This window comes from Microbulbifer maximicatervae (SeqCode) (assembly GCF_052468155.1).
Genome location: NZ_CP174335.1, coordinates 207,832 through 231,635, shown reverse-complemented (window position 1 = coordinate 231,635; position 23,804 = coordinate 207,832). Strand labels below are relative to the sequence as shown.

22 protein-coding genes are annotated in these 23,804 nt (G+C 52.3%); 9 read left to right on the top strand and 13 right to left on the bottom strand.

Going from position 1 to position 23,804, the window contains the following annotated elements; all coding sequences use genetic code 11:
• Window positions 1-796: 796 nt before the first annotated feature.
• The 5 genes from ACJJIY_RS00955 to dksA all read right to left on the bottom strand — a co-directional run bounded on the left by ACJJIY_RS00955 (window position 797) and on the right by dksA (window position 6,980).
• Window positions 797-2,188 (bottom strand): sigma-54-dependent transcriptional regulator, encoded by a 1,392-nt coding sequence (locus ACJJIY_RS00955; RefSeq protein WP_444896210.1) that lies wholly within the window; start codon window positions 2,186-2,188, stop codon window positions 797-799.
• A 129-nt stretch (window positions 2,189-2,317) separates the two neighbouring features.
• A complete protein-coding gene (locus ACJJIY_RS00950) occupies window positions 2,318-5,281 on the bottom strand; it encodes an ATP-binding protein (RefSeq protein ID WP_444896211.1) in 2,964 nt (987 codons plus the stop codon).
• On the bottom strand, window positions 5,271-5,447 hold the full coding sequence (locus ACJJIY_RS00945; RefSeq protein WP_169337099.1) for a hypothetical protein: 177 nt from the start codon (window positions 5,445-5,447) through the stop codon (window positions 5,271-5,273). Before ACJJIY_RS00945 ends, ACJJIY_RS00950 begins: the two co-directional genes overlap by 11 nt.
• A gap of 142 nt (window positions 5,448-5,589) precedes the next feature.
• The gene (gene gluQRS, locus ACJJIY_RS00940; RefSeq protein ID WP_445358912.1) at window positions 5,590-6,462 is read right to left on the bottom strand and encodes a tRNA glutamyl-Q(34) synthetase GluQRS; all 873 of its coding nucleotides are present in this window, start codon (window positions 6,460-6,462) and stop codon (window positions 5,590-5,592) included.
• Window positions 6,463-6,542: 80 nt separating this feature from the next.
• Complete coding sequence (gene dksA / locus ACJJIY_RS00935; RefSeq protein WP_108734345.1) at window positions 6,543-6,980, bottom strand: RNA polymerase-binding protein DksA; 438 nt, start codon at window positions 6,978-6,980, stop codon at window positions 6,543-6,545.
• 258 nt (window positions 6,981-7,238) lie between these two features.
• On the opposite strand from dksA, the gene sfsA reads away from it, so the two are divergent.
• Window positions 7,239-7,940 carry a DNA/RNA nuclease SfsA gene (gene sfsA, locus ACJJIY_RS00930; protein WP_444896213.1) on the top strand — a complete coding sequence of 234 codons (702 nt, stop codon included), beginning with the start codon at window positions 7,239-7,241 and terminating at the stop codon, window positions 7,938-7,940.
• Window positions 7,941-7,958: 18 nt separating this feature from the next.
• Here sfsA and ACJJIY_RS00925 read toward each other — a convergent pair whose 3' ends face one another.
• From ACJJIY_RS00925 to ACJJIY_RS00895, 7 genes are all read right to left on the bottom strand, one after another.
• The gene (locus ACJJIY_RS00925) at window positions 7,959-8,303 is read right to left on the bottom strand and encodes a Rieske (2Fe-2S) protein (RefSeq protein WP_444896214.1); all 345 of its coding nucleotides are present in this window, start codon (window positions 8,301-8,303) and stop codon (window positions 7,959-7,961) included.
• 48 nt (window positions 8,304-8,351) lie between these two features.
• Window positions 8,352-9,407: a S1C family serine protease gene (locus ACJJIY_RS00920; protein ID WP_444896215.1), complete on the bottom strand. Its 1,056-nt coding sequence runs from the start codon at window positions 9,405-9,407 to the stop codon at window positions 8,352-8,354.
• Window positions 9,408-10,078: 671 nt separating this feature from the next.
• The gene (locus ACJJIY_RS00915) at window positions 10,079-11,638 is read right to left on the bottom strand and encodes a GSCFA domain-containing protein (protein WP_444896216.1); all 1,560 of its coding nucleotides are present in this window, start codon (window positions 11,636-11,638) and stop codon (window positions 10,079-10,081) included.
• A gap of 726 nt (window positions 11,639-12,364) precedes the next feature.
• Window positions 12,365-12,619: a hypothetical protein gene (locus tag ACJJIY_RS00910; RefSeq protein ID WP_444896217.1), complete on the bottom strand. Its 255-nt coding sequence runs from the start codon at window positions 12,617-12,619 to the stop codon at window positions 12,365-12,367.
• 291 nt (window positions 12,620-12,910) lie between these two features.
• A complete protein-coding gene (locus ACJJIY_RS00905; RefSeq protein ID WP_444896218.1) occupies window positions 12,911-13,270 on the bottom strand; it encodes a hypothetical protein in 360 nt (119 codons plus the stop codon).
• A gap of 108 nt (window positions 13,271-13,378) precedes the next feature.
• Window positions 13,379-14,263: a protease HtpX gene (gene htpX / locus ACJJIY_RS00900; RefSeq protein ID WP_282931439.1), complete on the bottom strand. Its 885-nt coding sequence runs from the start codon at window positions 14,261-14,263 to the stop codon at window positions 13,379-13,381.
• 174 nt (window positions 14,264-14,437) lie between these two features.
• On the bottom strand, window positions 14,438-14,722 hold the full coding sequence (locus tag ACJJIY_RS00895) for a TfoX/Sxy family protein (RefSeq protein WP_108735343.1): 285 nt from the start codon (window positions 14,720-14,722) through the stop codon (window positions 14,438-14,440).
• Window positions 14,723-14,968: 246 nt separating this feature from the next.
• Between ACJJIY_RS00895 and ACJJIY_RS00890 the strand changes: the two genes are divergently transcribed.
• The 3 genes from ACJJIY_RS00890 to ACJJIY_RS00880 all read left to right on the top strand — a co-directional run bounded on the left by ACJJIY_RS00890 (window position 14,969) and on the right by ACJJIY_RS00880 (window position 17,146).
• Complete coding sequence (locus tag ACJJIY_RS00890; RefSeq protein ID WP_444896219.1) at window positions 14,969-15,688, top strand: M15 family metallopeptidase; 720 nt, start codon at window positions 14,969-14,971, stop codon at window positions 15,686-15,688.
• Window positions 15,689-15,844: 156 nt separating this feature from the next.
• Complete coding sequence (gene cysE, locus ACJJIY_RS00885) at window positions 15,845-16,651, top strand: serine O-acetyltransferase (protein ID WP_444896220.1); 807 nt, start codon at window positions 15,845-15,847, stop codon at window positions 16,649-16,651.
• Between the two features lie 18 nt (window positions 16,652-16,669).
• Window positions 16,670-17,146, top strand: coding sequence for a hypothetical protein (locus tag ACJJIY_RS00880; RefSeq protein ID WP_445358911.1), 477 nt, complete (start codon window positions 16,670-16,672; stop codon window positions 17,144-17,146).
• 81 nt (window positions 17,147-17,227) lie between these two features.
• Here ACJJIY_RS00880 and ppa read toward each other — a convergent pair whose 3' ends face one another.
• Window positions 17,228-17,764, bottom strand: a complete 537-nt coding sequence (gene ppa / locus ACJJIY_RS00875; protein ID WP_282931443.1) for an inorganic diphosphatase — start codon at window positions 17,762-17,764, stop codon at window positions 17,228-17,230.
• 162 nt (window positions 17,765-17,926) lie between these two features.
• On the opposite strand from ppa, the gene ACJJIY_RS00870 reads away from it, so the two are divergent.
• From ACJJIY_RS00870 to ACJJIY_RS00850, 5 genes are all read left to right on the top strand, one after another.
• Window positions 17,927-19,300 (top strand): glutamine synthetase family protein, encoded by a 1,374-nt coding sequence (locus ACJJIY_RS00870; protein WP_445358910.1) that lies wholly within the window; start codon window positions 17,927-17,929, stop codon window positions 19,298-19,300.
• Window positions 19,301-19,318: 18 nt separating this feature from the next.
• Complete coding sequence (locus ACJJIY_RS00865) at window positions 19,319-20,725, top strand: aldehyde dehydrogenase family protein (RefSeq protein WP_445358909.1); 1,407 nt, start codon at window positions 19,319-19,321, stop codon at window positions 20,723-20,725.
• 105 nt (window positions 20,726-20,830) lie between these two features.
• Entirely contained in the window at window positions 20,831-22,015 is a 1,185-nt protein-coding gene (locus ACJJIY_RS00860) for an iron-containing alcohol dehydrogenase (protein ID WP_444915641.1), read from the top strand.
• Between the two features lie 62 nt (window positions 22,016-22,077).
• Window positions 22,078-22,671 (top strand): peptide-methionine (S)-S-oxide reductase MsrA, encoded by a 594-nt coding sequence (gene msrA, locus ACJJIY_RS00855; protein WP_445358908.1) that lies wholly within the window; start codon window positions 22,078-22,080, stop codon window positions 22,669-22,671.
• A gap of 25 nt (window positions 22,672-22,696) precedes the next feature.
• Window positions 22,697-23,740: an alpha/beta fold hydrolase gene (locus ACJJIY_RS00850; protein WP_445358907.1), complete on the top strand. Its 1,044-nt coding sequence runs from the start codon at window positions 22,697-22,699 to the stop codon at window positions 23,738-23,740.
• Window positions 23,741-23,804 lie beyond the last annotated feature (64 nt).

Genomic DNA, 23,804 nt, shown 5'->3' with positions numbered 1-23,804 from the left:
AAGCCCCGCTGTGCTTGGCCACGCATTGGTTGGCGGCCTGTATAAGTGGTGGTCCCTCTGGGGAGATTCACGATGGCACTGCTGGAGCCTCTATACCTGGGCTACCCCAGGAGCGAGTCCGGAAATGAGCCTCAGTGGCTGTTTATCCTCAGAGATCGGGACTCGCGGGCGCGATTCTAACACACGCAAAGGAATGCGCCCGCAATATGCGGGTGCCTGTAAGTTCGGGGGAAAAGAAATATGGGAATTATTATTACCAGTATGAAGGCAGCGGCTTCCTTGCGCTCTCAATTTGCTTTCAAGCAAACACCCTCTCCCAGGTACAGTTCAGTCAGTTTGCAACGCGCTTGTTGTTATTCTTATTCTTCTTGAGTTTTATTGTTATTGTTTATTGTTGTTCTTGCGGTTTTGGCCACTCATTGCTTTTATTGTCGGCCGCCCCATTATTTTTATTATGTTTCGCCCCACTTATTGTTAGTTGTTATAGGGCTTTTAACAGTCATTTATTTTTATTGTTGGCTGTTTTCAATTTTTGTACTAAGAGTAAAGCACTTAGTATGCCAACTTTTAAAAACCTTTATAAATCAATAAGTTACGATCTTTACGAAATTTGACGGAACTTTTCTGAGAGCTATTGCGTTACGGAAGGTGCGAGAGTTGTTACTTCTGGGTGGGTGTGGGTAACACTCTGGTTGGTAACCCCTGTGGGGGTGGGGTAACAAAGTGGTCGAAGGAGTTTGACAGGTGAGGACGGATTGGGAGCAGGGGGCGAAGCCCCCTGGGGATAGCGTTAGTTTTAAGCTTCTGCGGCGGCGCTACGACGGCTCTTCTTGCGGGGGATGCCCAGCTTTTGGCGTCGTTCCCACAGGCATTTGCGGCTGACGCCGAGCTTCTTGGCCAGGTCTGTCTCACTCATGGTGTCCTGGTGCTCAATAACGAAGCGGGCGAAGTAGTCTTCCAGGGACAGGTCCTCACGGGGGTCGGTGTGCAGGCTGCGGGGGCGCGGGATGCCGTCGGTCTCTTCGATCGGCACCAGGTCCAGATCGATATCCAGGGTTTTGTGGTCGATCTCGCGGCTGTTCTTATCCGTCAGGATTACAGCGCGCTGGATGGCGTTCTCCAATTCGCGCACGTTACCGGGCCAGGTGTAGGTGGTAACAGCCTGGATGGCCTCCGGTGACAGGCGCAATAAGGGGCGCTCGATCTTAGTGCAGAACTTTTCCAACAGGTGCTCTGCCAGTGCTAGGACGTCTCTGCCTCGCTCGCGCAAGGGGGCAAGCGTCATTTGCACCACATTGATGCGGTAGTAGAGGTCTTCCCGGAATTTACGCTCCGCTGACAGCTGGCGCAGGTTGCGGTGGGTGGCTGTTACCAGGCGCACATCCACTTTGCGGGATTCGATCGAGCCGATTGGCCGCACTTCGCCCTCTTGCAGCACACGCAGCAGGCGGGCCTGTGCCTCCAGGGGCAGCTCACCAATTTCGTCGAGGAACAGGGTTCCTCCATCGGCTGCCGCTACCAGTCCCTCGCGGGAACTCTGGGCACCGGTAAATGCACCTTTCTCGTAGCCGAACAGCTCAGATTCAATCAGTGTATCGGGAATCGCGGCGCAGTTGACGGAGATCAGCGGTTTGTTGGCCCGGCGGCTCTCCTCGTGAATAGCCCGGGCGACCAGTTCCTTACCGGTGCCGGTTTCACCGTGCACCAGGACGGTGGCGTCTGTGGGGGCAACTTTATGGATGCGACCATAGAGCTCCCTCATCACTGGGCTGCTGCCAATCATGCCGGCGATAGTGCCGGTATTCTCTTTCTCGTTGATGGGCTGGGCGCGATTCTGCTCCGCTTTGCCTATGACCCGGCGGACGGTTGCGAGCATTTCGTCGTGGTCAAAGGGCTTGGCGATATAGTCTGCGGCCCCCATACGCATGGAGTCCACCGCGGAGCGGAGGCTGGCGTAACTGGTCATGATCAGTACCGGAATATCACCGGCGTGCTTGAGCAGGTCGGTGCCCGGTGCGCCGGGCAGGCGCAAATCGGAAATAACCAGGTCAACTTCATTGAGGCGGTACTTGGTGAGCGCCTCCTTTACCGAACCCGCTTCACTGATTTTGTAGCGGTGCCGCTCTAAAAGCTTGCGCAGCGCCGTTCGGATAATGGCTTCATCTTCGACGATGAGGATGTGGCTCATATGTTACGCCTGGTTACAAAATGCTCAGTAAGCGCCTAGTTTTACCCGGGCGCCGTTTCGATGCAACTCAAAAACGGTTAATCGGGTTATTTTTGCACAAATAATGATCGATATGGGTGTCCAGCCATCTCAGTCGCCCAGGGGGAGTTGCACAATAAAGCGGGCGCCAGTCCCGGTTTCCGGGTTGGCGGGACTGACCAATTCCAGCTGGCCGCCGTGCTCCTCGACAATGCTGTAAACCATTGCCAGGCCCAGTCCTGTACCCTCGCCGGGCTCTTTCGTTGTGAAGAAGGGCTCCAGAATCCGTTCACGATGCTGAGCTGAAATTCCCGGTCCGCTGTCGGTGACAGAGACACAGGCGCTGCCGCTCTTGCGATAGCCCTCAATTAGAATCTGGCCGCCATCGGGGCTGGCATCGCGGGCATTGCTGAGCAGGTTGATAAACACCTGGATCAGGCGCTGGTTGTCTCCCGGGGCGATCAGGTCTTCGGGTACCCGATTCTCAAACTGGACCTCGGTCTTATCCCGTTGCAGGGACAGCAGGTTGACCGCCTCCTGCACACAGGCATAGAGATCTACCGGGGCCCGCTCGCTGTCTTCTTGGTTGCCGCTGTGAGAGAAGTTGACCAGGGAGTGGACGATACGGCTGATGCGCTGGGTCTGGCTCAAGATCTGGTCGGCGGTTTCCAGGACCTCCGGGTTGTCACAGTCGTACTGGAGGTTTTGTGCCAGGCAGGCGATTCCCGTTACCGGGTTACCCACTTCATGGGCTACGCCGGCGGCCAGGCGACCCACAGAGGCCAGGCGCTCGCTGTGGATAAGTTCCTGTTCCAAGACCTGTGTTTCGGTAATGTCCTCCAGCAACAACATTTGTGCATCGCCGCGCTCGTCGCGGGAGCGGTCGCTGCGGCTGCGTTTTTGCCGTGCCTTGTGCAGGTTGAGCCAGTGGCTATTGCCGTCGAGGCTCACCTGTTGCTTAAAGCGGCTGGCATCAGTGGATAGGGCGAATTCCCCCAGCAGGCTGCGCCAGGGTTCCGCCAAGTATTCCAGTTTCGAGCCGATTACCTCGCTGGCACTGATACCGGTGAGGTCCTGCATGGCGTAGTTCCACAGCAGGACTTCTCCGTCGCGCCCCAGGGAGCAAGCGGCCATCGGCAGCTCTTCCAGCATTTGGCGGTGATACAGACGCAGGTTATTGAGTTCTGCGGCCAGGCCAGTGAGCTGGTGCTTATAACGGCCCAACCGGGTCTCGATCAGGTGAATGTCCTTGTTTGCCGGCTGATCGCTGTTCTGGAACGGGAAGTGTCGATCAATAATTTGCACCGCCAGAACACGCCCCAGCAGGCCGGAGAGATTGGACTCCAGCTTGTTGCGCAGTTGACGCAGGGCGTAGGGGCGGCGCTCGTTGTCCGGCAGATTGAGAGCGGCGAGAGCGCGTTTAACTTCTTTATTCGCAGTAGCGGCTCCGAGGCTTTCAGCCAAGCGCAGGCGAAAATCTGCGGCGGATTCCACATCCAGTCCCAAGCGCAGAGCCTGGGCGATGGTGTCGTCGCTACACAGGTCAGCGGCGTACTGCTCCAGGCTGCTGGTGCGGGTGAACAGAGACAGGCCGACAAATAACAGGACATTGACCCCCAGTGACAGGGTGGTGATCTGTGTCCAGATAGACATTCCCAGGGGAATTTGGAGGGAAGTGCCGGGCAGGGTGATGCCGGTAATCCCAAAAATTGACGGAATTAACAGGCCGCCCCCCCAAAGCAGCATGCCCGCCAGCAGGCCACCGACAAATCCGCGTCGATTACCTCGCGGCCAGTGGATTACAGCAAAAATCCCAGGCAGAAATTGGAGTGATCCGATAAATGCCAGCAGGGCCAGGTCCGACAGGGAGAGTCGGTTGTTGAGTAACAGGTAAAAGGCAAAGCCGGCAATAAATAGAGCGGCGATCAGCGCGCGGCGCAGCCACACCAGCTGCCGGTACATATTGTCCTCAGAGTGCCAGCGGGTGCCGGGTAGCAGCCAGTGGTTCATCACCATGGTGGCGAGGGCCAGGGTAATCATAATCAGTGCGCCAGTGGCTGCCGACAGGCCGCCGATAAAGGCCAGGGTGGTGAGCAGTGCTGAGCCACTGGCGCGGGGAACCGCCAGGGAGAAGTACTGCACCGGGCCGGCCACATCCAGGGCAAAGCCTGCCCACATGATGGGGAAGATGGGCAGGGCCATCAGCAGCAGGAACAGGGGGAAGCCCCAGCTGGCGGTGCGCATTGCCTGTCCAGTGGGGCGCTCGGCAATACTCAGGTAAAAAATATGTGGCATAGCCACGGCAGTGGCGACAAACACCAGTAGCAGGGTATGGGATGAGCCCTGCTTGATGGGGGTGTAGAGCAGCTGGTGCATATCGGGGTTCTCCAGCAGCCACTCATCCAGGCCGGAAAATCCACCGAAGACGCCGTAAATGGCATAGCCGCCCACTGCGGTGAGCGCCACCAGTTTTACCAGGGACTCCAGGGCCATGGCGCTGGCCAGGCCCTCGCCACGCTCGCGGGTAGCGCCGTACATACTGGTGAATACCGCCAGCAGCACGCAGTAGAAAAATGCGATTAAATTTTTGCTCGATACACCGCTGTCCGGCAGTGCCAGGGCAGCCACACTATCCCGCGACAAAAGGGCCAGGGTCTCAGATACCGCCTGGATTTGCAGGGCGATCAGGGGGAGCAGCGCCAACAGCATAAACAGAGTGGCGAGAGTCCCCGCCTGGCGGCTGTGATAGCGGAACACCAGAAGATCTGCCGGGGAGTAAAGCTGGTAGCGCTGTGCCAGGCGCGCCAGTGGCTCCAGGGCTACTGGCGCAAACAGGAACATGGCGCCGGTGCCCAGATAGTAGGCGAGTACCCCGTAACCATATTGCCAGGCCAGGTCGACGATACCGTAGAAGGTCCAGGCCGATAGCGATACGCCCAGGGAGAGCACATAAACCAGTGGATGCCGCACCCAGCGGGAAGGCAGCCAGCCCTTGGAGGTGGCGAAGGCGACAAAAAACAGGGTGGCGATATAGGCCACTCCCACCAGGGCAATGTGGGCAATATCAAAGCTCATTCGATTTGCGCCTCCACTGGATAAAAATCGCCAGTAGGATCAGCACGAACCAGAGGATAAAAGGCCGGTACCAGGCGCCGACGGGATTGATCATCCAGGTAAAGATGGTGGGGGAGAATACATAACCCACCAGCACCAGCAGAATTAATAGTGTGCGGTTACTCATAGATCGCCTTGGAAACCCGCTAGAGAAATTTGTTGCCCGCGCACTGTACCGGTGAGAAGTCATCCCTGTGTAATCGTCAACGCGGGTTATCAGCCGGACCCCTAAGGACGGCTGGCGCGGAAATGGTAAGTGCAGCTTGGAATCAGTGCAATTGGCGGTTGCGCATATCTATCTGATGGCGGCGCCAGCGCGCGGTAGCCCACTTGAGAATATGCTCGGGGGATTCTGTTGGGGCAGTGTTTGGCAGTTTGAAGCCGAGGAACTGTAAAGCCTTACACAGGTTACCGGAAGCCATGTTGTCGTCGATAGCCGGCGCGTGATTTTGTTTGCTGAGTTTTTGCCTGTCGTCAGGGCCCATCACCAGCGGCAGATGGCCGAACTGGGGCGGGGTGGCGCCGAGGATTTTAAATAGGCGCTGTTGTGCACCAGTGGTATCCAATAGATCTGAGCCGCGTACCACCTGGTTGATCTGTTGATCGATATCGTCGACAACGACTGCCAGTTGGTAGGCATAGAGGCCGTCGCGGCGCTTGAGAATCGTGTCTTCGCGGATGAATTGCCGTTGCTCTCCGTGCCAAATATCCACAAAGCCTTCCTCGCCGCCTGCGCATTGCAACCGCAGCGCTGAGGGTTCGCTCACATCGTATTTAAGGCGACAGAAGTCGTTCGCATGTCCACCATTTTTCTTAATCTGGCTGCGTGAGCAGTCGCAGGGGTAAATCAGTTGCCGTTGGCGTAGTGTGGACAGGGTTTCCTCGTAGAGTGCGTAGCGCTTGCTCTGCCATTCGACGGGGCCGTGCCAGTGCAGTCCGTGGGCTTCCAGGGATTTCAGAATGCGGATTGCCGCGCCGGGCTCTTCCCGGGGAGGGTCGAGGTCTTCCATGCGCAGGAGCCAGTGTCCGCCATGTGCGAGGGCGTCAAGGTAGCTGCCGACGGCGCACACCAGTGAGCCGAAGTGGAGCGGTCCACTCGGGGAGGGTGCGAAGCGACCAATATAGGGAGTTGTGCTGTTCAAAATGAATAGGGGCGATACATTGATCGCCCCCTCCGAGCAGGGCGATCGCAAGCGAACGCCGTGCCGCTATCGGTTGTGGATCAGCCGGAGATCTGCCGTTCCTTGATTTCCGCGAGGGTTTTGCAGTCCACGCACAGAGTGGCGGTTGGACGGGCTTCCAGGCGGCGAATGCCGATATCAACACCACAGGCTTCGCAGAAACCGTAGTCATCCTGGTCGATAAGCTCCAGGGTGGCATCGATCTTCTTGATCAGCTTGCGCTCGCGATCGCGGGTGCGCAATTCCAGGCTAAATTCTTCTTCCTGGCTGGCGCGGTCTGCGGGATCGGGGAAGTTTGCGGCCTCGTCTTTCATGTGGGAAACGGTGCGGTCCACTTCCGCCATCAGCTCGGCCTTCCAGGCCAACAGCAAGTTGCGGAAATGCTCCTGCTGCTTCTCATTCATGTACTCTTCGCCCTGCGTCTCCTTGTAGGGCTCAAAGCCGTGCAGAGATTCGGTGCTCGCAGCAGTTTTGGGCATAGTCGTTGCCTCTCTTTCTATACGGGCCCCCCTTTATGGGGGCGATACCACCAAATTCAATCTAGCCTAGACCGGAATCTTTCTAAGTGATGCTTTTTTCACCTATCAAATTCGCTGCGGTGTCAGGCTAATCCTGTTCTCGGTACCGATACCCCTGGCGACCGAGAGCGAGGAAGCTATCAAATCTGCGCGATTCGCGCCACAAATAGTTGTCTGCTATTTTGTGGCGCCTGAAATTACAGCCAAGTGGTCCAGCCCGTGAAATTTACCCCTCCGTTGCAAAAGGCAACACTTTTGCGCCGATACAAGCGCTTTCTCGCCGATGTGGAATCTGCCAGTGGCGAAGTGTTTACCATCCACTGCCCAAATACGGGGTCTATGAAGAATTGTTGGGTGGAGGGGGGAGACTGCTGGTACTCCGATTCTGGCAACCCCAAGCGCAAGTATCGCCACACTCTGGAAATCTGTACGACCCCGGATGGAGCCCTGGCGGGGGTGAACACAGGCCGCGCCAATGCTCTGGTTGAAGAGGCCATTCTGTCTGGCGTAGTCAGCGAGTTACAGGGCTATGAATCCCTGCGCAGGGAAGTGCGCTACGGCGAGGAAAACAGCCGTATCGATCTGTTGTTGTCCGGCGCCGATGGGGACTGCTACGTGGAAGTGAAAAATGTGACCCTGGCAGATGGGGCACAGGGTTACTTCCCTGATGCGGTAAGTGCCCGGGGCGCCAAGCACCTGCGCGAGCTGCAAAAGCTGGCTGAGAGCGGTGTGCGGGCGGTACTTTTTTACTGCGTTCAACACAGCGGTATCGAGACGGTGCAGGCGGCGCGGGAAATTGATCCCGCTTATGCTGAGGCCCTGGATTCCGCTGTCGATGCTGGTGTGCAAGTGCTCGCATACCGCGCAAAGCTCGGTGCTGAAGGCGTCGAGCTGGTGGAGGCCCTGCCTTTTCTCCCGTAAGGGAAAGGCAGGGGGCTGTCAGTCGGCCAGTAATGCGTAGAGACCGTCCTGCGCATATTCCACCGGTACTGGCGTAAGGGCATCACCAGTACAGGGCCCGGCGATACACTCCCCAGATTCAATCAGGAATAGCGCGCCGTGGGAGGCGCACTGAATAAGTGCGCCATCGGGATCGAGGAACTGGTCTTCCTGCCAGTCCAGATTGATGCCCCGGTGAGGGCAGGTGTTTTTGTAGGCGTAGACCTCGCCATCTTTCATCACAGCAAACACATTGTCAGTGCCGGCGGCAGTGTCTCCGAGGGAGAACCCTTTGGATCGACCTTCGCTTAATTCGTCATAGCGACACAGGAAGTACTTCTGCATAGGTTTTCGGCTCCCGGCCTAATTCTTGTTCAGGGCGCAAGCGCCTGCTTATTCGGGTGCCGCGAGTCTAATGGACGTGTAGCGAATTGTCCCGTCACGCAGTATGCCGATAGTGATTTCGTCACCGGCTCTGTGTTTTTCCAGGGCATTGAGCAGATCGTCGTAGCTGCGAATCGGCTGCTGTTCTATTTCTACAATCACATCGCCCAATTCCCAGCCTCCACCCCGGGTGCGGTGGATACCGCGCAAGCCGGCTTTCTCTGCGGGAAGCCCGGGAGCGGTACGCAATACGGCGACCCCTTCAAAGCCGTAGCGGCTACTCCACTGGTCCGGGGCGGATTCGATACCAATAATCGGGCGTACCAGGCGGCCGTGATTGATCAGTTCCGGCACAATTTTTTTGACCGTATCCACTGGAATCGCAAAGCCAATACCGACACTGGCGCCACTGGGACTGTAAATTGCGGTGTTGACCCCGATTAAACGCGCCTGGGAATCCAGCAACGGGCCGCCGGAGTTACCTGGATTAATAGCCGCATCTGTTTGGATAACATTGCGAATGGTGCGGTTGTTGGCGGCTTCAATTTCCCGCCCCAGGGCGCTGACCACCCCGGTGGTGAGAGTGGTATCTAGGCCGAACGGGTTGCCGATAGCCAGTACTTTACGGCCTACCGCGAGATTGCTGGAGGTGCCCACAACCAGCGGTTTTAGCAACTCCCTGGGAGCGTTAATTTTCAGAACTGCCAGATCTTTTTCCGGCGCAGATCCCACCAGTTCGGCCGGCCACTCGCTGCGATCCTGCAAAGTAATAGTGATTTGCCGCGCACCCTCAATAACGTGAAAATTGGTGACAATATGGCCCTGAGTGTCCCAGATAAATCCGCTGCCGGCGCCTTTGGGCACTGAGTGGAGGCGCAGGGTCCTGCGATCCCGCACCAGGGTTTCATTGGTGACATAGACCACTGACGGACTGGCAAAATTGAACACCTGCATGGTGTTGCGCTCGTCGTCGGTGGCAAAGGTTTCCGCCTGTGCAGATATTGCCGGGGTAAGTAGTAAAAAGACTGAGATGAAGCTGGCGCGTAGAGTTTTAAGTAGAGTCATTAATACAATCCTCCCTTTGAACTGCCGGATTGGAAGAGACATCTGTAATTGTCGCCTTCCTTTTTGTTTGTTGCTGTTTTGAAAGTGTATCTTATTTGCAATCGTTATGCGGTGTTGGCTGTTTATTGGGGGCTGCGGGCGAGATTTAAAGTGGAGGTAGTTTAGTCGTACAACATCAGCGGCCCGGCAACCACTGTTTGCTAGATTGCTCCGGTGTGAATAAGGCAATTAAAAAATACAAGATTGTGTACTGATGTTCTTTTCTTGTAATAGCGGTTATTTGATAGTCCTCGAGGCTTTGTCCTGTTTTTAGTGTGTTAAGCCTAAGTCGAGGTGATTCTCAACTGAGGCCATAGTCTTTATCGAGTTATTCACTTGTGTTGATGATCGCTTCACCGTTGAGGGCACATCGATTACACCAGGACTAGTTATCCTGAGAGCTAGCTTTGCTAATTGAGGAAGTCTCATTGATGCAGAATTGCATTGGTCGGGTTAACTCTGATATCCAGAACCACTGGGTGAATACAAGCCCAATTTCTGTTTCTGAGAATATGATGTAAAGCCCCGAAATCGAAAGCTACCCCGGGACTTTGTGTAAGGAGTAGCCAGTTTGGAATTGCTGTATAGGAGACACTCTTGTCTAGTCTCGATATATTTAACTCCGTTTTTGATTATGGTGTGGTTGTCAGTCGAGGGTTTTGCGAGTCCTCCTGACGTTTTCCTGACTCGAGTGACGTCAACATCTTTTTTAAGAGCTGCATAGTTACTTCATCTCCGGGTCTTACTTCCAAAGCCTTTTCCAAGTATGCCCTTGCAATTTCTTGATTTAAAGGTTCAATTAGTTTGGCACTAAGTTTATATGCTGTAAAACTAATCCCTCGAGATACCTGTGCCCACTGCTCTATCACTGCCATTGCATTTTCAAGGTTACCCTGATCAATATGAATTGAAATCAGTTCCTTCCAGATTGAGTGGTTACGTAGCTTTGGCTCAATAAAGGGCTCCAGTATCTCTCTGGCCTTTTCAAACTGTCTTAATCCGCGCAACGCTTGCGCTTTAATAGCTGCGGTATTTGCATCTGTTTTAACGACACTTAATGCTTTATCAGCCTCTTCGTAATTTCCGGTTTTATTCAGGTATCGAGCAAACTGTAGTGCAAAGTCGGGGAACTCTTTATACATTGAGCGATACTTGGAAAAGAGAGCTTCTTTGGCGGACATTGGTGTTGATGGTGTACGAAGTTGTTCTAATACGCTCTCTCTTGATAAATCTCCTACAGGTTGGCAATACTTATCAATAAGCCTGGAAACCTGAATTCGTACCATTTCATCTCGCACGTGTACTTGATCATCCATCCAGGCGATACTACGATCTGTCAATAATATCGATTCATAGCTGGGATAATAGAAAACATTAGAATTTGAGTACACCAGTGCTTCAGCAGCAGCTCTCAATACGGACTTTGAATACGAATTTGAAATAGAGATATCTTGATTTCTGTATGTAAGCGACATCGGGACGGGTGAAATTGTGATCAGTATATTCTGCTGAACTTTCGCATTGGCTTTCAACAGCTGTATGGTTTTGTCGAGATGATCATAGACTTCATTATAATTTAATACATGAAGCTCAAATCTTCCGGGCCACAATTCTATAACTTTTTGCAGTGGTACTGTGTTTAGATATAAGTTGGTTTTTTTGTCGAACCAGACTTCCGACAACCCTAGGGTAATAATAATTGTCTCGGCTTTTTGGACCGATTTATAAAATCTAGTAATGGCCTCTCTTCTTGTCTTTACTGTCTCTAGTGAGGCGGGGCGTATAGAGGATAATACATTTAGGTCGCAATATTTTCCTTCGTTCACCTCAACAATGCACTCTTCTGGCATCCCGCTATTTTCATCCAGTGCCCATTTGAATTCATTGTAGATGGATGCAACTCCAAAGTTAGTGATTGAATCTAGTTTGGGGTCTTCAAATTCTGGCAATTCAAATATCTCACTCGATGGAATGTGAAAGCCAAGTTCAATCAGTTTGGTTTCGACATTTCGGGCGAAGCAGGAACCAACCGAAAAAACACATGATCCAGGTCGAAATTGAAAGCCAGCCATAAAGTCAGGTCTTGCGATAGGTTCATACCTGTTGTCCGCTGAACGATTAGGCCAGTGTCCGGCACGATTATTTTTCTTAATATTGACAGCCTCTTTATCAGATAAGATTTGTATAGGCATAATCGACTCCGAATTGATTTCAGCTTATGAGTTAAAGTTCGCTAATGTTTTTGGCGGGCTGCTAGAATAAGGCCAAAAAATTACCGTAAATATTGGGAGAGGGGTTCCTGAGGTCTTTGTTATTTAGTCCATACTAGACTGTTTTCAATAAGTAATCGCTATATCTATGAGAAAATCTCATGTTTGGCGTCCTTATCCACTTGGTGGGTAAGTTTATTTATAAATTGTTAATTCAGGATGGGTTTTTCCTGAAGTTATAAATTTAAAAGCAATGTCCCATTGGTATGGCTTGTAAAGTATGGATATGTAATGACGGGTTATTATTTTGTAATAGGCATTTGGGATCGTTTGGATTGTGTGAGGTGCAGCGCCCGAGTCGCTGAGAGGATCTGCTAATCCTCTGGTGCTATAAATAGATTGGGTGCTGTTTCTCTCTTGATGATTTATGTGAATTGACGTATTGCATTATTAATTTAATTGTTGAGGGCTCCGTTTTGATTTTCCCCAAGTGGCTACTTTCGTTTTATTGCTACAGGGCGCCTGTTGGCTCTTGGGTCTAAAGTGGTGGTTGATTAAAGAGTATCATTTCTATTTTTCTTACAAAAAAAATTATACTAATCAATGCATTTTCTCCCTGGGTTCTCTATTGGATTTGTGGGTTGAAAATTTTTCTATGAAGCCCCTGAATCAGGAGCTTTAGCGGCGTTGTAATGCTTTTTTAGAAGTCTAGGGTTGTTCGGTTGCCTCGCCACGGGCCTGGTGATTAAAAAACAGTACCAGGTTCCGGACCGTTGTTACCTTGCCAAAATAGGGGTTGCTTTGATAGTCCTCAAGGGTTCGCCCGGTTCTTTGTGCGATCTCCTCAATTAAGTCCAGATAGAGATCATCTTCATCCAGTTTTAGGGTCTTAAAGAAATCATCTGATGTTTGAATTGGAACCAGTTGTTTGGTGGGAAGTGCCGCTTGTAGTTGCTCATACACCGCTCAAATAATCCATGTGTCTACAATTTTGCGATCAAACTCCCGGGAAAATTCACAAATGGATAAACCTTTGCGTTTGTCACATAGTCGTTGGAAATGCCTGTCAATTTTGCGCTGTTCGACAGTGCCCCAAATTATGGCCAATAATGCTAAGCCAGCTAAAGATAAAAAGAACATTGGCTGGTAAATAAGGGGAGCTAACATTGCTGCGAGAAAACAAACAACGTAGCTTTACTTGCCTTTTCAGTTTTGTATTTAGGCATAAATCTTGATGCTTTTCTCATGTTTTTATTATTGCTCCAGTTTTGGTAGTTGTAGCTTTTGTTCCAATTGAACAAAGGTCTTTTCTGTGTAGGGGCCAAAAACAAACTCGGAAGAATCTGCAAATTTGTGGTCTTTAAGTCGATCTATGTAATAGTAAGCGCAGGCACCCTCAGGGCAAGCGTAGACTGAGACGAACATCTCGTTTGCACTGATATGATGTGGTTCATCGATACGGCGTATATAGGCATCGTCCCCCAAATTAAAACCAAGGGCTTTTTCGCCATCTATCCAATAAATCTCGTAAGGGCCATCACTCCATGAAGGAGAACACCCAATTAAAAATATGGCGATGAGTAGTGGGATGTACTTCAGGACACTTCTTTGCATAAATGCTTTTACTTTGCATCTGTCCACATAGAAAGTAACTACGTTTTAGTGGCAGCTCTGTGAGAAATTGAAACTACAGCTCTGATCACTTATCTATCCAATTAGACACTAATTACGGAAGTTTTGCAGGGCGAGAATACGATCATCCAGTGGTGGGTGCGTGGCCATAAGTGCTCCCATACTGCCGAATATACCGAAGGCTTTCATATTGCCGGGTAGGGGTTCCTCGTGGCCGCGATCGGACTCCACCTTGAGCCGTTGCAGCGCGGCAATCATGGATTGGGGGCTGGCCAGTGTGGCGCCGGCATGGTCGGCCCGATATTCACGGCGGCGACTGAACCAGGCGACAATCATCATGGCAAAGAAGCCGAATATGATGTCCATAACAATGGATGTGACAAAATAGCCGATGCCCAACCCCTCTTCGTTGCGCAAGATAACCCGGTCTACGAAGAACCCAACCAAGCGGGCGAGGAACATCACAAAGGTATTTACCACGCCCTGGATCAGTGCCAGCGTTACCATATCGCCATTGGCCACGTGACCAATTTCATGGCCAATTACGGCGCGGGCTTCCTCTCGGCTGAAGCGCTGCAACAGACCGGCACTGACAGAGACCAGAGCGCTGTTGCGATTCCAGCCTGTGGCGAAGGCATTCGCCTGGGGCATTGGAAATATCCCCACATCTGGCATACCGATGCCCGCTTTGCGGGAGAGTTCCCGTACGGTTTCTACCAGCCACTGTTCATCAGCACTGCGGGGTTGCTCGATAATTTGTGTGCGGGTACTGACCCGTGCGATGGTTTTCGATAAGAGCAGGGAAATAAAAGATCCGCCAAAACCAAAAATTGCGCACATCAGCAACAAGGCGCCGAGGTTGAGATCGACACCGTTTGCCTGAAGGATTCCCCCAATTCCAAAAATATTGAAAATAATGCCAACCAATACAAGGACAGCAAGGTTGGTCAGCAGGAATAGCCCAATGCGCAACATCGGATCTCTCCTTTGAGTGAGTGTCTTTACGGAATTATTCCGCGGCTCCACCGGTAAGTTTAGATAGGGTTGGCGCAACTTGCCTTACTGTAGATCGGCACAGCTTGGCCTGCTGTGCCGAGTCCGTCGAGTGCGCGTGTCTGCGACTCTTTCCGTGGTGCTTGAGGGGAATTACTAGTCAGAGTTTTGGGTGGCAAGGAGGCGGTCGACCTCGCTGGTGAGGTGTTGTTTCAGCTCCGGCTCTAGGTCGTTCCAGTGCACATCCATCAGGGCGCCCTGGAGAGCGTAGAGCATTACTTTGGAGGCGTTAATCCCCCGGTTGCGAATACTGATAAAGGCCTCGACAGGCCCAACCCTGCGCAGGTCATCGTGGGAGCGAATGCCAATAGAGTGGAGAATATTGACCGAGGCCAGGCCCAGGTTTTTTAGTTTTAATAGTTCTGATTGACTCGGGTGCATTCGGTTTTCCCTACCAGTTTGAGCGTCCGTTGTCGCAGCCAACCCCTCGACTGCGGCTTTGAACTTAACATAAATTAACAGGTGGCTAACAAACATTACCGCCAGATTATTGTGCGGCGCGCCTGCTTTTGGTGCCCCTGCTTTGGTGCCATAGTTAAGGGCGACTGTCTGCGCTCTGTTAAAGTAGGCATAGCCTGTTGAATAATTTAGCCTGCCCTTTGGAGTTCGCCTAATAATGAGATGCAAATGTTATCGACACCGCTGAAGAGTATGTTATTTGGACTCGGCGATGAGCATGTCATTGTCGACCCTGCTTCTGACCAGCTTTTACATCCCGAGGCACTGATCGCCTTCCAGCGCTTGAGTCGGGATGCCCGTGAAGAGGGGTTTGCCCCTAAAATCGTGTCCGGTTTTCGCGCCTTTGATCGACAACTGTTGATTTGGAATGCCAAAGCACAGGGTCACCGCCCGGTTCTCGATAGTCACGGTACTCCCCTGGATATTGAACAGTTAAGCGAGCGGGAGCTGATCTTCGCCATTCTGCGCTGGTCTGCATTGCCGGGAGCATCCCGTCACCACTGGGGTACCGATTTCGATATTATCGATGCGGCGGCAGTCCCCGCTGACTATGCAGTCCAGCTCACACCCCAGGAGGTGGCGGACGACGGAGTTTTTGGCGCCTTCCACCGCTGGCTGGATAACCAAATCAGCACGGGTAATGGTTATGGGCTGTTCCGACCCTATGCAGAGGATCGCGGCGGAGTCGCACCGGAACGCTGGCACCTGAGCTATGCCCCCAGGGCCCGAGAGCTTCAGGAACTTCTCAGCGTGGAGCGCCTGTCCGAGTTGCTGCAGGAGTCAGAACTATCCCTGGGCACTGCGGTTTGCGAGCACCTTCAGGAGATCTATACGTGCTATATCTGGGTTCCGGATCACTGCTACCCCCCATTTAATGGGCAACTATAGCGGCCTGTTGAGATAGGTTGGTTACAGTTCATTACCACCTCAATGGGGGGTGGCAAGAAAGCTACTTTGCGATGGAGGCTTCCTCTTGAAAGGGGCTAGTGATCCTGCCAAGCTGCGCCGCAGTGAATGCCCTGGGGAATATAAGGGAGATGAATTATGGGTGAGGAAGCGGCCGTTCAAGGGCAGCGGGATATTTGGCAGGCGATGCGGGCTGAAGCCTCAGAGGCGGCTGCTGGCGAACCTATCCTGGCAAGTTATTTCCACAATACCATTTTGCGCCACAAGTCTCTGGGTGATGCTATGGCGGATCACCTGGCTTCGGTGTTGGAGCACAATGCCCTCACGGCAACCGCACTTCAGGAAGTGATTGCCACGGCTCTGGCTAATGATCCGAGTATTTCCCACTGTATGAGCGAGGATATTTGCGCTTGGTATGACCGGGACCCGGCTTGCGACCAGTACCTGACGCCTTTCCTGTATTTTAAGGGTTTTCACGCCCTGCAATCCCACCGGATAGCGCACTGGTTGTGGAATCAAGGCCGCCATACCTTGGCGCTCTATTTCCAGAGCCAGGTATCGGAACAGTTCTCGGTGGATATCCACCCAGCAGCGCGATTTGGCTGCGGGATTATGATCGATCACGCCACTGGATTAGTGGTGGGGGAGACCTGTGTGGTTGAGGACAATGTCTCGATTCTCCACTCGGTGACATTGGGTGGCAGTGGCTGCGGCAGTGGCGATCGCCATCCGAAAATTGGCCCCGGAGTGATGATTGGCGCCGGTGCTAAAGTATTGGGTCCGGTTAAGGTGGGAGAGGACGTCAAAATTGCCGCCGGTAGCCTGGTCTTGCACGATGTGCCGGCCCATACAACCGTCGCCGGTGTTCCCGCCCGCCAGGTAGGAGGGCGTGTAGAAGGGGCTCCGGCTTATACCATGGACCAGACTCTGGATTCGGAAGAGTAACTCAGGGAAATATTATTGATGTCGCAATCTGCCTACAGTTTGGTTTTTCGCGGTGATTTGGTGGCGGGTTTTACCGCCGGTGATGTAAAGGCCAGTATGGTGCGCCTGTTTAAAAGCAATCCCCAGGCGATAGAGAAATTATTCAGTGGGCGCCCGCTGGTACTGAAGAAAGGGTTATCTCTGCCCCAGGCACAGCAGTTTCGTGCAAACCTGGCCAAAATAGGCGCACAGGTCACTATTAAGGACGAAAGCAGCGGCGCAGCTGTTGCTGAGCAAACCAAGCCCAAGATGGAAGCTGCGGCTAGCCCGAAGTGGACCTTGGCGCCCATGGAGGGAAACTTGGTTAAGGAGCACGAACGCAAGTCGGTGGAACCGGTCAGCGTTGAGGTAGAGCACCTCAGTTTGCGTGCAGCGGAAGGCCAGCTTCTGGATGAGAGTGAGCGCAAAGGGGAGGAGCTATCTCCTGTCTCTGTTCCCAATTGGGAAGTTAACTGACAGGGTCTCTCCTAACAGGCAGTAAAAAACCGGCACTAGGCCGGTTTTTTATTGCTCAGAGTCTGCTGAAAGAAGAGGGGATTAGCCTTCTTCTTTCAGGTAGCGCTCGCGGGAAGCCATAACTTCTTTGCGTGCAGCTTCGGCGTCAGCCCAGCCTTCTACTTTAACCCACTTGCCCGCTTCCAGGGCTTTGTAGTTTTCGAAGTAGTGCTCGATCTGCTTGATCAGCAGCTCGGGCAGGTCGCTGATTTCTTCAACGTGATCGTACAGCTTGGTCAGCTTGGTGTGCGGTACGGCCAGCAGTTTGGCATCAACACCGGATTCGTCGGTCATGTTCAGAACGCCAACAACACGAGAGCGGATTACAGAACCAACCATTACCGGGTAAGGCGCTACAACCAGCACGTCCAGGGGGTCACCGTCTTCAGACAGAGTCTGGGGCACGTAGCCGTAGTTTGCTGGGTAGAACATCGGAGTGGCAACGAAGCGATCCACAAATACTGCGTCAGAGTCCTTGTCCACTTCGTATTTGATCGGGTCGTGGTTGGCAGGGATCTCGATGATTACGTTGATATCGTTGGGCAGTTCTTTACCTGCCGGGATCTTTTCGAAGCTCATTGCTGGTCCTGAATGAATAGATAACTGAAAATCTGGAGCGCGGATTATATATGCTGAGGGGCTCGGCTGAAAGTCACGCCTGCGCCGGGTTTATGGCGTCGAAGCTCGTCTGGCGGGTCTATCCTGTAACTCGGAGATAACAACAACGGGGCAGGACCAGTCATGGTAAAGGCACGGGAGGTAAAAACCGCTCACGAGGCCCGCGCAATTGTCGAAGAACGAGGCCTCAGTCATGTCAAAGTGGGCTTATTCGATACCGATGGTGTAATGCGTGGCAAATATATGAGCCGCGCCAAATTCCTCTCATCCCTGGAAAAGGGCTTCTCGTTTTGCGATGTGGTCCTGGGCTGGGATGTTAAGGATCAGCTCTACGACAACACTCGATATACCGGTTGGCATACCGGATATCCAGACGCCCCGGTACGCATACTCCCCGATAGCTGCCGTGATGTGCCTTTTGAAGGCGATATGTTGTTGTTTCTCGCGGAGTTTGATGGTCGAGCCCAGGCGCTGTGCCCCCGCGCAGTTCTGCGCAGGGTGATCGAACGCTGTCGCTCATTGGGATTTGATCCCTGTGCCGCCCTGGAGTACGAATTTTTCCTGTTTGACGAAACGCCCGATTCAGTGCGGAACAAGGGTTTCCGCAATTTAAAGCCTTTTACCCCCGATGTGTTTGGCTATTCCATACTGCGAAATTCCGTACACGGAGAGCTGTATCGGGAAATCCTGGAGCTGAGTGAGCGCATGGATTTCCCCTTGGAGGGCTTACACACAGAAACAGGCCCGGGAGTTTTAGAGGCGGCTATTGCAGTGGATGGTGCTGAGGCCGCTGGAGACAAAGCTGCCCTGTTTAAAACCTTTATAAAAGTGCTGGCACAGCGGATGGGTTTGATGGCTACTTTTATGTCCCGCTGGTCCAGTGAGTACCCGGGGCAAAGTGGACATATTCATTTGTCACTGCGCAATAGTGGCAGCGGTGATTCCGCCTTTCTCGATTCGAGCCAGCCAGATGGTATCAGCCAGATAATGCGTCAGTTCATAACTGGGCAGCAAAGGTTGATGCCGCAATTCCTTGCCCTGATGGCTCCGACCGTTAACAGTTATCGCCGCCTGGTACCAGGTTTTTGGGCGCCGACGGGAGCCAATTGGGGGGTGGAAAACCGCACAACGGCACTGCGTGCTATCCCCGGCGGCGACACTTCCCAGCGCGTCGAATATCGCTTGGGGGCCGCCGATGCAAACCCCTATTTAGCACTGGCAGCAGCTTTGGGCTCGGGTCTTTACGGTGTTATGCAGCAGTGGCAGCCCAGTGAGCCTGTTGCCGGTAATGCTTACTCGCTGGAGTTGGAAAACGAACAAGTGCTGCCGGGCACACTGTGGGAATCCACGCAGCAATTTAAGGCATCAGAAGCAGCACAGGAATTATTTGGCAGCGACTTTGTTGAACACTTTTCTGCCAGTCGCGAGTGGGAGGAGCGGGAATATCGCCGCCATGTGAGTGACTGGGAGTTGGAGCGGTACTTCGAAATTATTTAATTGGGAGTATCGACGCCGATGAAGACTACAAAAATCATGCACCACCTTCAGTGTATTTCTCCTATTGATAACAGTGTTTATGTAGAGCGCGCTCTGGCGGGAGAGGTGGAAATCCGTGTAGTGCTGGATCGGGCCAGTAAAGCACAAAAAGCATGGAGGCGAACTCCCCTCAATGAGCGCATCGCTATTATCGAGCGGGCTGTGGAAATATTTGCCGTTAAGAAAGAGCGTTTGGGGCGGGAGCTGTGTTGGATGATGGGGCGTCCAATCCGTTATGCAGGAGGAGAAATTAACGGGTTTATGGATCGTGCGCAGACCATGGCACAGCTTGCTACTGAAGCCCTCGCTGACATTCAGTTACCTGAGAAGCCGGGTTTTACCCGGTTTATCCGCCGCGAGCCCTTAGGGGTCTCCCTGGTAATTGCCCCGTGGAATTACCCTTACCTAACGGCGGTTAATGCAGTGGTACCGGCACTGCTATCGGGCAATGCAGTGATTTTAAAACACTCGGCGCAGACACCGCTGTGTGCTGAGCGAATGGTGGAGATTTTTCGCGAGGCGGGACTGCCCTACGGTGTTTTTCAGTTTCTTCATTTAAATCATGCTTATACCCAGCGATTAGCTTGTGCGGGGGAAATCCAGCATGTTGCCTTCACCGGCTCGGTTGGCGCTGGCGCGAACCTAGAACGCACAGTTGCCGGTCGATTTATTCAAGTGGGACTTGAACTGGGGGGAAAAGATCCAGCTTATGTCCGCGCCGACGCCGATATTAACCAAGCTGTGGCTGCGGTAGTCGACGGCGCCTATTTTAATTCCGGGCAGTCCTGTTGCGGTATTGAGCGGGCCTATGTGCATGAAGATATTTTTTCTGAGTTTATTTCCCAAGCGGTCGACTTACTGCGTGACTATCGACTGGGGCGCCCGGATCAAGTGGAAACCACTTTGGGGCCTTTGGTGCGTGCGGAAGCTGCAGACCGGGCTCGCGCACAGGTGGATGAAGCGATAGCGGAGGGCGCAAAGGTCCACTTGGATGTGAATGAATTCCCAATGGACAAGCGGGGTACCCAATATATGGCACCGCAACTGTTAACCCGGGTGCGACACCACATGCGAGTGATGCGCGAGGAGACTTTTGGGCCGGTGCTGGGGGTGCAGAAAGTGCACGATGATGGCGAAGCTCTAGAATTTATGAATAACAGCCCATTTGGTCTCACTGCGGCTATTTTTACCCGCGATGAAGATGTTGCAATGGAGATGGGAGGGTATTTAGAGGCCGGCACTGTTTTTTTAAATCGTTGTGATTACCTGGATCCGGAATTGGCCTGGACGGGTGTTAAGCAATCTGGTCGTGGATGTACGCTTTCTAAAATTGGATTTGAGAATTTAACCCGCCCCAAGTCATTTCATTTTAAATATGATGGTTAGCGGGAACGATTGCCGGATGCAGAAAGTGAAATTGTCTGCCTGTTTTCCGAAAGGTCACAGCCTATTTTGAATATGCAAAAGTGACAGAGCGTCAGAGAGGAAATTGTGGATAAATACCATGTCAACTGGAATTATCCCACGACCGTTTGGGTTGGCCCCGGTCGCATTACTGAATTGGCTGAAGCTTGCCTGGAGCTGAATATTCACAAGCCTCTGTTAGTTACTGATCCTACAGTCGCCGCATTGCCACTGGTCGATAGTGCGATTAACCCATGCCAACAGGTGGGTCTGGAAGTTAGCGTTTTTTCCAAAATCAAAGGTAATCCCAATGAGATAAATATCGCCGATGGGGTGGCCAAGCTGCGTGAGCAGAAGTGCGATGGGGTTATTGCCTTGGGCGGGGGCTCAGCCCTGGATGCGGGCAAAGCCATTGCCCTTATGGCGGGACAGCAGCACAGTATTTGGGATTTTGAGGATATTGGCGACAACTACAGGCGTGTGGACCCAGAGGGTATTTTACCGTTGATTGCCATTCCCACGACGGCTGGCACAGGTTCTGAAGTTGGTCGGGTTGCGGTAATTACCGATGAGAAAGCACAGGTTAAGAGGCTGATTTTCCATCCGCGCATGATGCCGGATATCGTTATTCTCGATGCTCAATTGACTATGGGGTTGCCCCCAGACCTCACCGCAGCGACGGGAATGGATGCGCTGTCACACAATCTGGAGTCTTTTTACTCCCCTCAATACCATCCTATGGCCGAGGGAATTGCCCTAGAGGGGATGCGCCTGATCAAGGAGTATTTGCCTCGAGCTTATGCTATAGGCGCAGAACTCGAGGCGCGCCAGCAAATGTTGGTAGCTTCCTGTATGGGGGCTACAGCTTTCCAGCGGGGCTTGGGCGCTATCCACGCCCTGGCACATCCATTGGGGGCCCTGTATGACAAGCACCATGGTTTGTTAAATGCGATATTGATGCCCTACGTTCTGATCGCCAACCGTCCAGCCATCCAGGTGCCTATGGGGCATCTGGCACTTTATCTACAACTGGCCGGTAATGAGATGTTTGATAGCGGATTTGATGCGGTACTCAACTGGTTGCTCGGATTGCGCAAACAGCTGGGGATTCCCCACAGCCTGTCGGAGATTGGAATTGATGACACTGATGCCGACAGAGTTGGGAAAATGGCATCGGTGGAGCCTTCCGCTAGTACTAACCCGATGCGTTTTAACGGGATAGAGTATCGGGATATTTTCTTGCGCGCCTGTGAAGGTACCGTCACCCTGTAATAAATTCCTGCGAATAGACGACAGAAGAGAATGTGTTCCATCGACAATCGGTAAAGGACTGAATGATGCGCAGTATTATTGCTCTCTTGTTCCTCTCATTGGCCAGTATTTCCCTGGCTCAGGATTCATCGAATATTCGCACGGCTATTTTTGCAGGAGGGTGTTTCTGGTGCATGGAGCTGCCATTTGACAAGGTCGATGGCGTCCTGGAAACCACCTCAGGATACAGCGGTGGCCATGTCAAAAACCCGACCTATGAACAGGTATCTTCCGGTGGTACGGGGCATGCGGAAGTTGTTCAGGTAAAGTACGATGCGAATAAAGTCAGCTATTCCGACTTACTGAATATTTTTTGGCACAACGTTGACCCTTTTGATTCCGGTGGTCAATTTTGCGATCGCGGTGATCAGTACCGAGCCGAGATTTTTTACGGCAGTCAAGAAGAAAAGGTGTTAGCAGAGGAGAGCAAGAAAAAGGTAGAAGCGGAGTTGGGTAAAAAGGTGGTGACACAAATAAAACCCGCTGCAACCTTTTATCCCGCAGAGGCCTACCATCAGGACTATTACCAACGTAATCCTCTGCGTTACAAGTATTATCGCTACCGCTGTGGGCGTGATAAGCGCTTAGAGGAGGTCTGGGGGAAAGCGCCAAGTTAACGGATTGCCTCTCCGCAGGGTGAATATGGCACCGAGTCCCACTTTGTTTGACGGGGAAGTCCTGGAAACAATCAATGATTTTCCAGTGCTTTACCGTTATATACCGGCGGTTAGTACCAGTCCGCTAATGGTATTTATTCCAGGCACAGCACATCTAGCGCGTATTTTCTACGGCTATCCCGGTGGCCGCCCAGATGATTTTATAAGTCACTGGGTCAATCTAGCGGGTTTTCCCTTCCTTGCTATTTCTTACCCTATGGAAAATGCGGTTTTTTGCAGTACTCACCCGGAGTTTACAATTCAAGATTGGGGAGATCAGGCTGCAGAAATTATTGCCAAGATTTTGTCTGAATATAACCTTCCAAATTCGGTAGTGGTGTGCGGCTGGAGTATGGGAGGGAAAATCGCTGGGGCTCTAGCGAGGGCAGCGAAAGCCTTGAATTTTTCGATTGAATGCTTTGTGGCTATGGCCGCAGAACCCGCGTTGCCGGGCTTTCTTCCCGAAGCTAATGCCAAGGCCATCGAAATGACAGTTGATGGGATGGCCAGTCGAAAGGGCATATATCCTGCCTTTTTGGCCGCGCTTGATGAGCAGAACACCTTGAACCAACACACAATTATCCCCAAAGATATCTATCTGGAGGCGTTCCTTGGAGCAATTCCCATCGCGCTTATTGGCACTGGATTAATGTATGATGGGCAAGGGTTTAAGGAAGATCTTTCCAGGGCATTGAAAACGGCAAACACTTTTGACTTCTGGGACTATCCAATTCCTGTTGTTATTCAGAGTGATTCAATGGGGGATTTGGAAAATGTGCTGTGCAATATTGATGATTGGGCATTTATTCGCAATCGAGTTCTTGCCAGTAAACTTTTAAAGGGTGCATCTCCAGAGCAGATTCCAAGGGAAAGATGGGAGCTAGTACAGCTTATAATCCGCTCGTCTTCCGCTTATTTTTCACAGACCGTTATAGGTAACCATTTCTTCTTTGTTGGCGCTATTGGGGCGCGCACCACTGTTGATAGTATCGAAAAGCTTTTGGCCAGAGTGAGAAGTATCCAGTCCTAATAAAGCACTTCTTAATAGCCACATGGTGCTCTGGTTAAGCCGTCAGAGATTTTTAAATTAACAT

What these genes read in the sequence shown, in the direction of transcription:
- htpX (WP_282931439.1), bottom strand. Translation starts at nt 14,263, where the DNA reads ATGTTGCGCATTGGGCTATTCCTGCTGACCAACCTTGCTGTCCTTGTA.
- msrA (WP_445358908.1), top strand. Translation starts at nt 22,078, where the DNA reads ATGATGCGCAGTATTATTGCTCTCTTGTTCCTCTCATTGGCCAGTATT.
- ACJJIY_RS00890 (WP_444896219.1), top strand. Translation starts at nt 14,969, where the DNA reads ATGTTATCGACACCGCTGAAGAGTATGTTATTTGGACTCGGCGATGAG.
- ACJJIY_RS00950 (WP_444896211.1), bottom strand. Translation starts at nt 5,281, where the DNA reads ATGAGCTTTGATATTGCCCACATTGCCCTGGTGGGAGTGGCCTATATC.
- ACJJIY_RS00850 (WP_445358907.1), top strand. Translation starts at nt 22,697, where the DNA reads ATGGCACCGAGTCCCACTTTGTTTGACGGGGAAGTCCTGGAAACAATC.
- cysE (WP_444896220.1), top strand. Translation starts at nt 15,845, where the DNA reads ATGGGTGAGGAAGCGGCCGTTCAAGGGCAGCGGGATATTTGGCAGGCG.
- ppa (WP_282931443.1), bottom strand. Translation starts at nt 17,764, where the DNA reads ATGAGCTTCGAAAAGATCCCGGCAGGTAAAGAACTGCCCAACGATATC.
- ACJJIY_RS00870 (WP_445358910.1), top strand. Translation starts at nt 17,927, where the DNA reads ATGGTAAAGGCACGGGAGGTAAAAACCGCTCACGAGGCCCGCGCAATT.
- ACJJIY_RS00945 (WP_169337099.1), bottom strand. Translation starts at nt 5,447, where the DNA reads ATGAGTAACCGCACACTATTAATTCTGCTGGTGCTGGTGGGTTATGTA.
- ACJJIY_RS00880 (WP_445358911.1), top strand. Translation starts at nt 16,670, where the DNA reads ATGTCGCAATCTGCCTACAGTTTGGTTTTTCGCGGTGATTTGGTGGCG.
- ACJJIY_RS00865 (WP_445358909.1), top strand. Translation starts at nt 19,319, where the DNA reads ATGAAGACTACAAAAATCATGCACCACCTTCAGTGTATTTCTCCTATT.
- ACJJIY_RS00955 (WP_444896210.1), bottom strand. Translation starts at nt 2,188, where the DNA reads ATGAGCCACATCCTCATCGTCGAAGATGAAGCCATTATCCGAACGGCG.
- ACJJIY_RS00905 (WP_444896218.1), bottom strand. Translation starts at nt 13,270, where the DNA reads ATGCAAAGAAGTGTCCTGAAGTACATCCCACTACTCATCGCCATATTT.
- ACJJIY_RS00925 (WP_444896214.1), bottom strand. Translation starts at nt 8,303, where the DNA reads ATGCAGAAGTACTTCCTGTGTCGCTATGACGAATTAAGCGAAGGTCGA.
- ACJJIY_RS00920 (WP_444896215.1), bottom strand. Translation starts at nt 9,407, where the DNA reads ATGACTCTACTTAAAACTCTACGCGCCAGCTTCATCTCAGTCTTTTTA.
- ACJJIY_RS00895 (WP_108735343.1), bottom strand. Translation starts at nt 14,722, where the DNA reads ATGCACCCGAGTCAATCAGAACTATTAAAACTAAAAAACCTGGGCCTG.
- dksA (WP_108734345.1), bottom strand. Translation starts at nt 6,980, where the DNA reads ATGCCCAAAACTGCTGCGAGCACCGAATCTCTGCACGGCTTTGAGCCC.
- ACJJIY_RS00915 (WP_444896216.1), bottom strand. Translation starts at nt 11,638, where the DNA reads ATGCCTATACAAATCTTATCTGATAAAGAGGCTGTCAATATTAAGAAA.